Consider the following 13,248-nt stretch of genomic DNA (forward strand, 5'->3'; position numbering starts at 1 on the left):
TGTCAACATATCAGCTATGTACACTGGTTTAGGAAAATTGTCTATTCAATCTGAAAAATGGCGTTCTGGGGTTGTCATGTTCTTAAATGTAAAGTTTTGTTACGAGATTCAACATTTCTGGCTCCAACTGTACCGATAGGCGCAATTCCACCATCGGTTAAGGGAATATCTTCCGTTAGTTGAATATCATCAAATAATTTAAACTTACTCATTTTTATTACCCTAAATTTTTATTGATTGAAACTAGAAGGTACTGCTGTTATTTCAGTTAACAGTTAACAGTTATCAGTGACTATCGCCTACTGTCTCTAATATAGCTTCTAGGTCTAAACCAAGAAACCCCCGATATCAGGATAACGTAAAGTTCAATCTCCTTTATTGCTGCATGAGTTCGGCAGTTTCATCTAAGGATTCCCATTCTTCTTAAGTGATGAGAATATAACTGTGATTTTCCCAAATTATTGCCACTCCATTGGGTTCTTTTGAAGTTTATTTTGGCTTTTCCGAGATCATGGTGTAAAATGTTCTATGAACGGTTAAATACTAGGAGATATTACTGAACTGAGAATATTTGGGCTATGCGGAAATAGCCCGGAGAGGTGGGAGAGATTTGCCTCGTGCAGTGTAGTCTTCGATAAGGAGATCTAGAACTTCAAGGGTGTTTTCCTCCTCTAGATTTTGTAGTTCTTGCAGGGCGTTTTGGACTAATTCTATTATGGCAGCCGATAGTAACTGGGGTTGTTGCTAGACTGGTGGCTCTTGACAAAAGATCATGTTAGTTATTTTTCTGATGAAGATTATTAGTCACCTTTTCATGTACTATGGATCTATGGCAATATTTTTGAAGGATCACGAGTGATGCAATCCCTAATGCTCAGAGTTAAAACTGCTTGGAGAAGTAAAAAAATAAGGGTAATTATATCGCTCCTATTGCTTTTTATCTTGATGCCAATTTTTCTTTATGCTTGTTTTAGTGATCTTCCTAACCAATCATCGGAGCAACGGCCAGGAACCCTTTTGGTTTGGTATCCAGAAGAGGGCAATTTAACTGAAGTAGTAGGTCTCGGTTTGCAAGAGTTTGAAAAATTAAATCCGCAAGTGACAATTCTTGAACAAGCTATTCCTGTTGATGAGATACCCGAACGTTTTTTTAAACAATCTCAAAGCGGATTGGGTGCGAGTGTTATTCTAATTTTTTCGAGAAATATACCCAGATTAGTATCCCAAGGAGTACTGGGGGAAATTGACCAGAACAATCTAGATTTATCTATTTATTATCCCCCGACGCTGAAACAAGTTAGCTATCAAGGAAAAATCTATGGCATTCCCTTAGGTTCCCGTACAAATGTACTGTGTTATAATCAAAAAAAATTACAAGTTAGTCCCGATCCAGCGCTGAAGCAACCTCCCACCAGTTTAGGGGGATTAGTGGAACGTGCGCGCAAAGGCTATTCTGTGGGGATGGTGTCCTCTTTTGAAGATACTTTTTGGGGAATGGCAATTTTTGGCGGCTATTTGTGGGATGATCAGGGTCGGCTGCAACCTCGCTTAGATGGTTGGGCAAAATGGCTAGAATGGCTAAAATTTGCCTCGTCACAGCCTAATTTTATCCTCAATCGTCAACGGGAATTACTTCATGATGCCTTTGCTAGAGGCCGCTTAACCTATTATGTGTGTAATTCTGTGGAAATTGCCGATTTAAAAAACAGCCTACAAGATGATCTCAGAGTCGCTTTACTTCCCCAAGAAACTCAGGGTAAAGCAGCACCAATTCTCTATACACGGGTGATGGTATTTAATCGCAATAATAGTGATAATGAAAATAGTTTGGGGTTAGCTTTAGGAAAATTTCTCTCTAATCCCGAACAACAATTACAAGCAATCATCCAAACAGAAAGTTTTATTCCCACTAATCGACGGGTGCAGATCGAAGGAAATTTACTACCGCTCGAATCGGTATTATTACAACAATCTCAAAATGCCGTGGCAGTACCTCTGGATGATTGGGAAAAGTTGAATAAAATTTTAGAAGAAGGAGAATTTTGGTATGAAAGAGCGATCGCTGGTGAAATATCTTCCTCAGCAGCAGCCCAAAAACTGACACTTTATATTCAATCAGGTCTCGATCAGGAAGTCAGGAAAATAAATTAATTATGAACAACAATATCCCCTCTCTTTCGGAAATAATTGCTAACCAATTATTATTTTTAGGACGCAGGAATGTTCAAAGTCAATTAGCGATCATTTTTCTGTCTTTAATTCTTGCTTGGTTATTATCAAAATGGTTATGGTCTTACTTAGAAAAAAGATTTACTCCCGTCACCAGTTTGATCCATAGTGATCAAAAATTAACCGTCCGTCAATATTTTGCTATCCTGATACATTTTCTTAATTTTCCAGTTATTAGTCTAATTTTACTTGACTTAAAGTATCTAATTTTTTTCAGTCAAAACTGGACAAGAGGAATGATTAATTTATCCATACAATTAATATTTTTTTATTTGATTTATCGTTGTTTATTAGCTGGATTATACGCTAGGTTTTCCGTCAATACAATTAAATATTATCATGGTCGGCTTTTAGCACCTTTATTGGTATTATTCCTCCTGAGAAATATTATTGGTGTTTACAATAATATTCAAGAAATTGCCCAAGTATCTCCCTTCAATTTATTCAATAGTCCGATCACATTGAGAAGCATATTTATTTTGATAATAGCTCCCTATTTTCTGGTAATTATTGTTGTTCTTATAGAGAGTATAATTCTGAGCATTACTAATTTAAATCAGCAAGCGAGTCGCGGTGAAATTGAAGCAACTTTACTGTTAGGACGTTATTTTTTCATTGTCTTAGGTTTTATTATCATCTTGGGTTATGTGGGAGTTAATGCAACGGCAATAGCGGCAATTACTGGCGGTTTATCGGTGGGTATTGGTTTCGGTATGCAGCAAGTGGTAAGTAATTTCATTAGCGGTATTTTACTATTATTTGAAAAAGTTCTCAAACCCGGTGATATCATTAATATTGAAGGACAGACTTCTCAGGTAAAAAAGCTAGGTATTCGAGCGACAACAGTGCAAATTCTTACAGACAATTCCGAAAAAATTATTCCCAATCAAAAGTTTTTTACTGAGGATGTCACCACCTACACGGGTAGTGATAACTTGATTTATTGTTCAGTTGTTATCGGAGTTGGTTATAATTCTAACGCCCAACAGGTGATGAATTTATTGCTAGACATTGCCGCTCAACATCTTCACATACTTAAAAACCCCGAACCAGTAGCCTTTTTTCTGAATTTTGATCATTCTAGTTTAAACTTTGAATTAAAGTTCTGGTTGGATGATGTCAACAGGAAAAAGCGAGTAATTAGTGATATTAATTGTGTTATTCTTGATAGGTTTACTCAACAGGGTATCGAGATTCCCTTCCCGCAGCAAGATATTCACATTCGCAATAATTAGCAATTTATCCCAGTCAAAAATATTATCGGATTATTTTCATCTGAAAATATATCACTTTCACTTATTAAATGTATGTATTTATAGCGTTTCCTAAGCTAGTGAGGTACACCTATTTTTCTTCCCTTTTGCCTTCTGCCTCTTGCATGAGTGCCTAAAACCCATAACTTTTGTACCTCAGCAGACTGAAAAACGCTATATTGTTTTTTTTTATTAATGGCTTATATCTTGACATAAAAACAATTTTAATATACTATCATGGTAGAGATAGTATATTCAGAAATCCTCAATAATCTAGAATCAAAATCTCCCAGATTAATCTATCGATTTTAACAGGAAAATATCGAGGTTTTGCTCATGATTTTTCGTCCTACTTGGCTCGGCACTTTATCGCTTGCCCTTGCCTTAAATTGGCCCCTTAGTGCCTCAGAAACCTGCGTCCCGATACCTTTGATCGGTGGTCAAGGAAACCAAGTAACCAAGACCGTTTCTCAACCGACCGTTCCCAGTGTGTTCGGTGTCGATATCACTCGCAATAACTGGAATACCGATTGGGCGGTTCCGAGCGATCGCAGCTGGCAAAAATTCGTGGCCACTATATCCTCGGATGAGGGTGGTTCCTTCGATATCCAGATGTACCTCAAGTACAGCGATCAAACCACGGGACAGTTTTTTAACCAACAAGATGTACGGATCGACCCGGGTAAACCCCTGACTATTACCGCCACACCGGAACCCAACGATGAACCCTATCAAGTCAATCTTTTTATCGGTGGTGTCAACCATTTCGGCAAGACCTACACGGTAACCGTTGTCGGCTGCTACCGCTAGATCGTTTTTTTAATAGTGAGGAGTGAAAAATTATGGGATTCTCGCCATGCCGCCTGCTGATCTGGACTTTGTTCGGTTTATCGTTTCCCGTCCCCAGTGTTCTTGCCGAAGCGATAGATGACGGGAAAGCGATCGCTCCCGTGACCGTTGCCCCTTCCTTCTGCGAGGGTTTTACCCCCTTGACCAATAGGGTCGCCCCCTTGCTATTCGAGGGGGAAACCCGAACCGAGGAATTACCCGACAGTGCCTGTGCCAAGGAGCTGGCGGGAGTAGGAGCGCCCGTTTTGCCAGCCTCTCCCCTCACAGAACCCACCCCGGCTGCGACCCCGATCGCACCGGAAAATCCCGCTCCCCAGGGCCAAGAGGATCGAGGTTGGCAGATTAAATTTCAGCCCTACGCGACCATTCCGATCAGTACCTACGGAACCGCAACGGCCCGGGGACGTACCGTCAGCTATCATCTCGATCTCGGGGAAGTGTTACAATCGCTCCGGGTGACCGGTAGCGCGCGCGTGGAAGCCTGGAACGGTCGTTTCGGTTTGATTTTCGACGGTTATTACGCCAGCTTGAGAAACGTGATCGACCGGCAGAAGACAAGGGTTCGACAGCCGAATTTTATCGACTCCTTGAATTGGTTGCTGAGTCGGGATGCCAGCCAGAGAATTCAAAAAGCGATCAATGGACTCGAAGGCATCTCCCAGTCGGTCGATCGGATACAAGGATTAAAAGAAGAGGGGAGCTTTCAAGAGGCAGGAGACAAAATTCGAGCGTTACGACAGGATATCGCCCTAAAAACCGAACAATTAAGCCAATTACCAGCGGCGGCCGAAGAAGTGCGCGATCAGATACGGCAGGAAGTCGCCCTTCGGGAGGAACAGTTACAGGAACTGGAAACGGCGATCAATAACGCTCGGCAACGTTTTCAGCAAGAGATCGTTCCGAAAATCGAGCAGGCGCAGGAACTGAAGACGACCCTCGCAGAAATTCGACAGGAGGTGCAGCAAGAGGTCGAGCGAAAAGCCGAGCGCTTAAACGAATTTAAACAGGCTCTTGACAGCCTTCAAGGACAATTGGCCGAACGCCAGAATACTTTACAAGAAATGGTCGTAAAAATTCAGACTCTCCCCGACGTGGATATAGGTGAGATTCGGGATAATATCGATATTCGAGATCTCCGGGATTTAGAGCAGAAAATAGCAGAATTACCCCGCGATCCTGCCTTTAGCGATCGGCTAGGAAATTTAAAGGATTTTCAAGAAAAGCTCTCGCAAATACAGGAAGCACTGGCTAGAGGGCAGGAAAAAATTCAAGAATTGCGGGGGTTAAAAGATAGCGAACCCCTGCAACAACTGCAAGCGAAGATTCAAGAGTTACGGGAGCTAAAAGATAGGGAACCCCTACAACAACTACAAGGGAAGATTGAGGAGTTGCGGCAGACTAAAGATAGCGAAATCCTCCAACAATTGCAAGCAAAAGTTCAGGAGCTACAGCAGTTAAAAGATAGCGAACCCCTGCAACAACTGCAAGCGAAACTCCAAGAGTTACGGGGGTTAAAAGATAGCGAACCCCTGCAACGACTCGAACAAGAAATTCAGAACGCCCGAGAATCGCTCGAACAACTAGAACAAACAATGCAACAGGTACAAGAATTCGCCGACAATCGCCAATTACAGCAACTCGAAGCGGATTCGGAAACAAACCTACAATTCGATCAGGGCATCTACGATTTCGCCGTCAGTTACCATATCGGCGCTCCGATCAGCCACGAACTGCCCGAAAAACCCTCTAATCGCTCTTTTCCCTTAATTTGGTTCCAGCCCTATGCGGGCCTTCGTCTCAATAGTATTAGTATCGATATCGAGCAAACGCTTACCGTACAACTATCCAGTCCCCTCGTCAACTTCAGCCAAACTTTCCAACAAACCTTCAGTCAGGGGAGAACTTGGTTTGAACCGCTCCTCGGCGGTAAATTTGGGGTACAGGTGTCCGATCCGATCACTTTCTGGATTCGGGGAGACGCTTCCGGTTTCGGGCTGGCCGGCGATACAGATCTAAGCTGGAACCTCCTGTTTGGAGTCGATTGCTGGGTGAATCGCCAAATTTCCCTGCAATTCGCCTATCGTTTCTACGGGATCGAGTATAAAAACGGTAGTGGCGATAACGCGTTCGGTTTTACGCAAAACTTTAACGGACCCTTTCTCGCCGCCACTTTTCACTTTTAACTTAGTGTCAGCATTCATCCCTCGCGCTTAGCGCGATGGGACGGGGCTTTTAAAGGACCCAAGTAATTCGCCCCAGGGTTCCCCTCATGAATGCTGACCAGTATACAGACAATTCCTCAAAAACTATGTTATCATAGTTATAGTTTCTTGATAACTCTTATGTACAAAGCGTACAAATTCAGACTTAAGCCTAATACCGAGCAAGAAATAGCCTTAGCAAAAAGCTTTGGTTGTTGTCGTTGGTTTTGGAATTATTCCCTGAATTTATGCCAAGAAACCTATAAAACCACGGGAAAAGGACTGACACGAAACTATATTCAAGGACTATTGCCCAGTCTCAAAAAAGAATATGAGTGGTTGACAGATGCTTATTCTCAGTGTTTACAGGTTGTTGCTTTGAACTTATCGCAAGCTTATCAAAATTTCTTTGAGAAACGGGCGAGATTACCAAGATTCAAATCTAAACATGGTAAACAATCAATTAGCTATCCAGCTAATGTTAAATTTGAAGGTGACTACCTCAAATTACCGGGTAAAGTTGGATTAGTTTATTGTGTTCGTCATCGGGAATTTGCAGGAACAATTAAAACTGTTACTATTTCAAAAAACCCAGACGGTAAATACTACGCTTCTATTTTAGTTGATGATGGATTAGAGTCCCTTGAGACATCAACGGATGGAAAAGCGATAGGAATTGATTTAGGACTGAATCATTTTGCTATTACCAGCAATGGTAGTAAATATGATAATCCTAAACATTTAGCTAAACATCAACGCAATCTAAAAAGGAAACAACAAAAGCTATTGCGTAAAAAGGAGGGAAGTAACAACCGTCAAAAAGCTAGAGGTAAAGTAGCTAAAGTTCACTCTAAAATCTCAAGATGTCGTGAGGATTTTCTCCACAAGCTATCCCGTAAGATAGTTAACGAAAACCAAGTTATTGCGGTAGAAAATCTCAATGTTAAAGCCATGGTACGCAATCATAATTTAGCTAAGGCTATTAGTGATTGTAGTTGGGGAATGTTTTGTACAATGCTCAAATACAAGGCAGAATGGCAAGGAAAAACCTATATCGAAGTTGATAGGTTTTTCCCTAGTTCTAAAACTTGTCATGTCTGTCTGAATCAAGTGGGTAGTTTATCCCTTGATGTTAGAATATGGACTTGTGTGCATTGCAAAACAATCCATGATCGTGACATAAATGCGGCAATAAATATTCGAGATGAAAGATTACGGATATTGTCGTTAGGAAAAGCGCGATACTGCCTATAGAGGGGATATAAGACCAAAATCTGGGCGTAAGTCCGTCTTGAGGCAATCCCCCGTGAAATAGGAAGCTCTCAACGACCTTGAGAGTAGTTCACTTATTGTCATCTACCCTAACTAAAAATCCCATGATTATTCCCCGTTTACAAAATCGTTTTCCCAGAAATAATTCCACCCGTCGGCTGCGAGCTTTTCTCCTAGGTCTTTTCGCTGTGGGTATGACCGCTTTACCCCTAAAAGCCGCTGAAGAAATTGAATTTGTCTATACTCCCCTCGTCTTTTCTGTATCGGTAGCATCCCTAGAAACCTTTGCTAAAGAAGGAAAGATTGATGCTAATTTAAAAAGATTTCTTGCCAGAACAACTCCCGAAGCAAGAGAGAAGTTTCGTGAGGCTTTATTAACAAAGATTGACATCGATCCTATTTTACTATCTCGTTTTTTTAATAGTGTGATGGGTGCTGATATGCTCTATCGTTTGGGCAAAGGCATCACCATTGAAGGGGGAATTAATGGTAAATATGCCCTGCGGGGTGCGATTGTTAGTGCCGCTTTTGATCCGGGGGGATTAACCCTTTTAAATGTCCTGAAAAAATTCCCCAATAATATACAGTTACAGGGGGAAGAAATCCTCGGATTAGCTAAAACCATCGATTATGCGGTTTATGTGGCGGAAATATTTATCAAAGATATGCGCCTCTGGACAGCCGAGGAAGCCGCTGCCGTTAAACCAGCGATTAATTATGCCAGTTTACCCGATTTGCGTCAGCGCGGTAGCTTTCAGGTAAAAAAAGAAGTTTGGAACCTAACCGATAGCAGTCGCAATCGCAGTTTATATGTGAATGTTTATATCCCGCAAACTTTCCGAGACGGTAAAACACCTGTAATTATTTTTTCCCACGGATTAGCCTCGCGACCAGAAGATTATGCCCAAGCAATTGAACATCTAGCTTCCTACGGATTTTTAGTAGCGGCACCGCAACACCCCGGCAGTGATACCCAATACCTACAAGGAATGTTAGGGGGGTATTATCGCAATATTTTTGATGGCAATGAGTTTATTAATCGACCCAAAGATATTAGCTTTGTCATCGATGAATTAGCCAGACGAAATGCTAGTCAATTTCAAGGTAAACTTAACCTCACTAATGTGGGAGTAGCGGGTCATTCCTTCGGGGGTTATACATCTCTAGCTGTTGCCGGCGCACAAATTGATTTTGATAATCTCGCCCAAGATTGTAATCGTCCTTACTCCGGGATTAATATCGCTATTTTACTGGAATGTCGCGCCCTAGAATTGCCTAGACAGGTCTATAATTTTCGCGATGAACGAGTCACGGCTGTCTTTGCGGCTAATCCCGTTAACCGCAGTATTTTTGGGGAAAAAGGTTTAAGTAAAATCTCGATTCCTGTCCTCTTGGGTTCAGGAAGTTATGACCCAGCAGCTAATCCGATTTTTGAACAGGCGATTCCTTTTACTTGGTTAAAAACGCCGGATAAATATCTGGCCATGGTGGAGGGACAAGCTCATGTAAATTTTACAGAATTGGATGCAGGAATGCAAAAAACCCTCGAGTCTGTGGTCGCTATCACTTTACCCGATCAAAATTTAATCGAGAATTATGCGGGAGCTTTATTGGTGGCTTTTTTTGAAGTTTATATTGCTGATAATGAAAAGTTTCGTCCTTTTCTTCTGTCTAGTTATGCAGAATATCTCAGTCAGGGACAAAAGTTTAAATTAGACTTTATTACTGCCGCTTCTGACCAGAAGTTATCTCAATTAATTGAGAAATTGCGAGTACATAGGCAATAGTAAAACGTAGGGTGCGTTAGACGGCAAAAATTCCTGTTTTGACTTGAAGGTAACAATCCGTCCTAACGCACCACCTATCATCAACTAAGTAAAACCTAGGGTGCGTTAGACGGCAAAAATTCCTGTTTTGACTTGAAGGTAACAATCCGTCCTAACGCACCACCTATCATCAACTAAGTAGCTGGTTACAATTAAAGATAAAATACAAAAAACCAGAAGCCTGTCCCACTATCTAACAGTTAATTGAGATTACTTACTTATTAAGTGTCAAGTTCGTTGTTTTCTTTTCACTGATGACTGATGACTGATGACTGATAACGGAAAAATCTCCCCACTGCCCATCTGCAAAAAAGATTCTTTGGAGTTGTATAATCTCTAAAGGATTAGCGTACTCAAGAAAAAAATTATTTCATGCTCAGGAAAATTAGACTATCATACTTTGGCTTAATTTTAGGCAGTATTTTAACGGTTATCGGGATTATCGGTTATGCCCAAGGTAACGCCACGGTCAATTTAGCGGGGTTTTTCTACGGATTACCGTTATTATTGGGAGGTTTAGCCCTAAAAGCTTCAGAAATCAAACCTATACCCTTCAGTCAACCCACTAGCCCCGAAATCTTGCAATTGCGCCAACAACAGGCTACTGTCACCCAAACCAAACTTCGCAACGATGTCACCCGCTATCGCTACGGACAGGAAGTGCATCTGGATGAAGCCCTAGAAAAGCTGGGATTAAGCCCCACGGACGAGGAAAGACCGACTTTAGTGGCAATTCGTGAAACTGCTGTTGATTCCGCCTATTGTCTCACCCTAGAATTTGAATCGCCCCTTTTACCCCTAGAAAAGTGGCTGGCAAAACAAGAAAAAATCGAAAGATACTTTGGACCGGGAATTAGAGCCGAAATTAAGCAAGTTGATGAGGAAAAAATTGATTTAGCCCTAATTACTATTCCTAACGCCTAAATGCTCACGCCTATTCAGTATGGCTTCTTGGCAATTGCTGCCGTGGCTGCCGGCTTAATTAATGCTCTTGCCGGTGGCGGTAGTCTGATTACTTTTCCGACGCTGATGGCGGTGGGTATCCCACCGGTAATGGCAAATGTGACTAATACCGTCGCTTTATGCCCGGGTTATCTGGGGGCAACTCTCGCCCAAAAAAAAGACCTGCACGGGCAACAAAAACGGATTCAGTTATTGCTACCATCGGCAGTTATTGGCGGCATTATCGGTGGTATTTTGCTGTTAAATAGCAGCGATCAAGTGTTTGACCGCCTGATTCCTTTTCTGATTCTTTTAGCGGCGGCTTTATTGGCTTTTCAAGATACTTTACGCTCTTGGTTGCAGCGGCGACAGGGGGACAAAAAGGGCAATATACCGGAAATTTGGGCGTTTTTACCCATCACTCTCGCTTCAATTTATGGTGGTTATTTTGGAGCGGGTTTAGGTGTGATCGAGTTGGCAATTTTGGGCTTATTTCTCAAGGATAATCTCACGAGATTAAATGCTTTAAAACAGTTGCTTTCTTTGGTGGTTAACGTGGCGGCATCTTGGTTTTTTCTCTTTTCTAATCAGGTATATTGGTCGGCGGCGATAGTGGTAGCAATTGGCTCTTTAATTGGGGGTTTATTGGGGGGAAAACTAGCTAGAATTATCTCTCCTAGTTATCTGCGCTGGACTGTGGTAATTCTGAGTATTATTACCGCTACAGTTTATTTTCTTCGTTAACAAGATGTTTGTCAATCAGGTGTTTTATTGATGGAGATTGATAGATTTTTTCCTAGTTCTCAAACCTGTTCTAATTGTCTCTATCATACCAAATCCGCCAGGTGGGCGTAAGTCTATCTTCAGGCATTCCCCCGTGAGTTCAGAAGCCCCGACAATCTCGCCCAGCGGGTAGTTCACCCTAAAAAGATTGTCCCACTTCTAAGACTTTCGTTTGCCCGTTGCGAGACAAAATAACCTGTTGACTACCAACTTCCACTAAAGTCCAACCGTTGATAAATTCCCCCGGAGAAATACGCATAGTTATCCCCTTATTATCAAATAAAGCTGAAGATCGATCGCCTAAATCCATCACCCCCACCAGGGTATTTTTCACCTGATTATTAGTGGGAATAACCGCTGCCAACGGCCGATTCACTTGGGGGGCAGCCGGTAATGGTGGCGCGGAAATGTCGGGATTTGCGGGTGTAACCGGGGCAATTTTGGCAGCAGTTTCAGGGGTTTGGGGATAAACGGGAACGTAAATTCTTTCTATGATCTGGGGAGTATTATTAACCGGTAAATTAGCGGGGGGTGGTGGTGGAACCCTGGCTACCGGAGAAGGGTTATTTTGGGGATCAGGATCAGGATCGGGGGATGAAGTTTGACCTTGGCGATCGATAATAGCCAGGGATGATTGCAGATAGGCGATAAATTTTTGCTCTTCCTGGGAAATCGTGCCATTTTGAGAGACAGGCGCATTTTTTTGACTGATTAGCCATGCCACCACCCAACCTAGATAGACGCAAGCAATGACAAAAATAACTTTATCTAGGGGCATTCTCGGATTTTCTTCATGGCCCGCTGCCATATTTTTTGCACTCCTCGATCGCTGCTGTCGTTTCGATTTTAACAGGATAGCGCATTGCCAAAAACAATTTTTAAATTTCCCCAAATCCCCCTAGGGGGGATATAGTAGAGAAAGAATGATGTATCTTAATATAAGTGAAGTTTTGTAACAATTCTGAAATCCTTTGCTCAACTCTACCCTAGTCCCCAGCAATCCCGATCGCCTGAAACCCCTAGTCCCTAACTGGGAAAAATGTCAATCCGTCTTTTGGACAGCAGCATTTCTGGTATCAGTCCCCGTGTTCCTGCAAGCGCCCCTAGTGCGCTACTATCCCGAAATTAGCCTAGGTTTAACCGTTTTCTGGGTCGGGTTAGGGATTTGGCTGCTCAAACAAGCAAAAATCAGTCTTTGGGGAGATTTACTTTTGGGCTTTAGTTGGAGTTGGTTAGCAGGTTCTCTATACTGGGGTTGGTGGCGTTGGGAACCCTTGATCCATATTCCCATGGAAGCGATCGGGCTGCCCTTTGTTCTCTGGGGATTATACAAAGGTCGCCGCAAAGTGGGCAATCTTTTCTATCTTGGTTCTTTGTTAGGAACCGCCATCACCGATGTATATTTCTATCTAACGGGACTAATTCCCTACTGGCGACAATTAATGACCGTGGAACTAGCTCCCAACCTAGTATCGCCGATATTTGATAACGCCTTGGCCCAAATTCAGACCCCCTGGGGCATCAGTTGGGCGATTGTGCTGCTCAACCTGCTCCTAGCGATCGGTATCTATCCTTTGCAAAAACGGGTATGCCATTGGTGGGCATTTAGCGGAGCCGTATTGAGTACAATTTTAGTCGATGGTTTATTTTGGATTACCGCTTCTCTGGCCTAAGGGTTTTCCGGTTCTTCGTTACTTGGTTTGGTATGGTTCAATAGGGTGGCATAAATCGACTAAATCCTTATCTGGTAAGAGACTTAATTGATTAGTTCGCTCTATATCTGGACTTCCCCGTTGACAAAAAGCCATAACCTGTGCTGTAGAAGGGATTAAAAGAATTTCTGATGCCCCGTTACTGGGTACAAATCAGGGAAACTCCCAATAAATCTAACGC

The 13,248-nt window shown here is 42.3% G+C and carries 10 protein-coding genes and 2 pseudogenes; 9 read left to right on the plus strand and 3 right to left on the minus strand.

Annotation, left to right across the window (positions count from 1 at the left end; all coding sequences use genetic code 11):
• Positions 1-74: 74 nt before the first annotated feature.
• A complete protein-coding gene (locus tag H6G48_RS22065; protein ID WP_242034735.1) occupies positions 75-212 on the minus strand; it encodes a hypothetical protein in 138 nt (45 codons plus the stop codon).
• A 364-nt stretch (positions 213-576) separates the two neighbouring features.
• Positions 577-666 (minus strand): annotated as a pseudogene (locus H6G48_RS27280) (type II toxin-antitoxin system HicB family antitoxin); the annotation flags it as partial.
• A gap of 192 nt (positions 667-858) precedes the next feature.
• On the opposite strand from H6G48_RS27280, the gene H6G48_RS22070 reads away from it, so the two are divergent.
• From H6G48_RS22070 to H6G48_RS22105, 8 genes and pseudogenes are all read left to right on the plus strand, one after another.
• The gene (locus tag H6G48_RS22070) at positions 859-2,151 is read left to right on the plus strand and encodes a sugar ABC transporter substrate-binding protein (RefSeq protein WP_190723196.1); all 1,293 of its coding nucleotides are present in this window, start codon (positions 859-861) and stop codon (positions 2,149-2,151) included.
• A gap of 2 nt (positions 2,152-2,153) precedes the next feature.
• The gene (locus tag H6G48_RS22075) at positions 2,154-3,464 is read left to right on the plus strand and encodes a mechanosensitive ion channel family protein (protein WP_190723197.1); all 1,311 of its coding nucleotides are present in this window, start codon (positions 2,154-2,156) and stop codon (positions 3,462-3,464) included.
• A 354-nt stretch (positions 3,465-3,818) separates the two neighbouring features.
• Complete coding sequence (locus H6G48_RS22080) at positions 3,819-4,292, plus strand: hypothetical protein (protein ID WP_190723198.1); 474 nt, start codon at positions 3,819-3,821, stop codon at positions 4,290-4,292.
• A gap of 32 nt (positions 4,293-4,324) precedes the next feature.
• Complete coding sequence (locus H6G48_RS22085; RefSeq protein ID WP_147071071.1) at positions 4,325-6,514, plus strand: chromosome partitioning protein ParA; 2,190 nt, start codon at positions 4,325-4,327, stop codon at positions 6,512-6,514.
• 159 nt (positions 6,515-6,673) lie between these two features.
• A pseudogene (locus tag H6G48_RS22090) lies at positions 6,674-7,847 on the plus strand (RNA-guided endonuclease InsQ/TnpB family protein).
• Between the two features lie 61 nt (positions 7,848-7,908).
• Positions 7,909-9,591, plus strand: a complete 1,683-nt coding sequence (locus tag H6G48_RS22095) for an alpha/beta hydrolase (protein WP_190723202.1) — start codon at positions 7,909-7,911, stop codon at positions 9,589-9,591.
• Between the two features lie 411 nt (positions 9,592-10,002).
• Positions 10,003-10,554: a DUF2854 domain-containing protein gene (locus tag H6G48_RS22100; RefSeq protein ID WP_004162761.1), complete on the plus strand. Its 552-nt coding sequence runs from the start codon at positions 10,003-10,005 to the stop codon at positions 10,552-10,554.
• Positions 10,555-11,316: a sulfite exporter TauE/SafE family protein gene (locus H6G48_RS22105; protein ID WP_190723199.1), complete on the plus strand. Its 762-nt coding sequence runs from the start codon at positions 10,555-10,557 to the stop codon at positions 11,314-11,316.
• A 178-nt stretch (positions 11,317-11,494) separates the two neighbouring features.
• Here the strand turns inward: H6G48_RS22105 and H6G48_RS22110 are convergent, their stop codons facing one another.
• Positions 11,495-12,163, minus strand: a complete 669-nt coding sequence (locus H6G48_RS22110) for a hypothetical protein (RefSeq protein WP_190723200.1) — start codon at positions 12,161-12,163, stop codon at positions 11,495-11,497.
• 163 nt (positions 12,164-12,326) lie between these two features.
• Between H6G48_RS22110 and H6G48_RS22115 the strand changes: the two genes are divergently transcribed.
• A complete protein-coding gene (locus H6G48_RS22115) occupies positions 12,327-13,028 on the plus strand; it encodes a DUF3120 domain-containing protein (RefSeq protein WP_190723201.1) in 702 nt (233 codons plus the stop codon).
• Positions 13,029-13,248 lie beyond the last annotated feature (220 nt).

The organism is Microcystis flos-aquae FACHB-1344, from assembly GCF_014698375.1.
Taxonomy (GTDB): Bacteria; Cyanobacteriota; Cyanobacteriia; order Cyanobacteriales; family Microcystaceae; genus Microcystis; species Microcystis aeruginosa.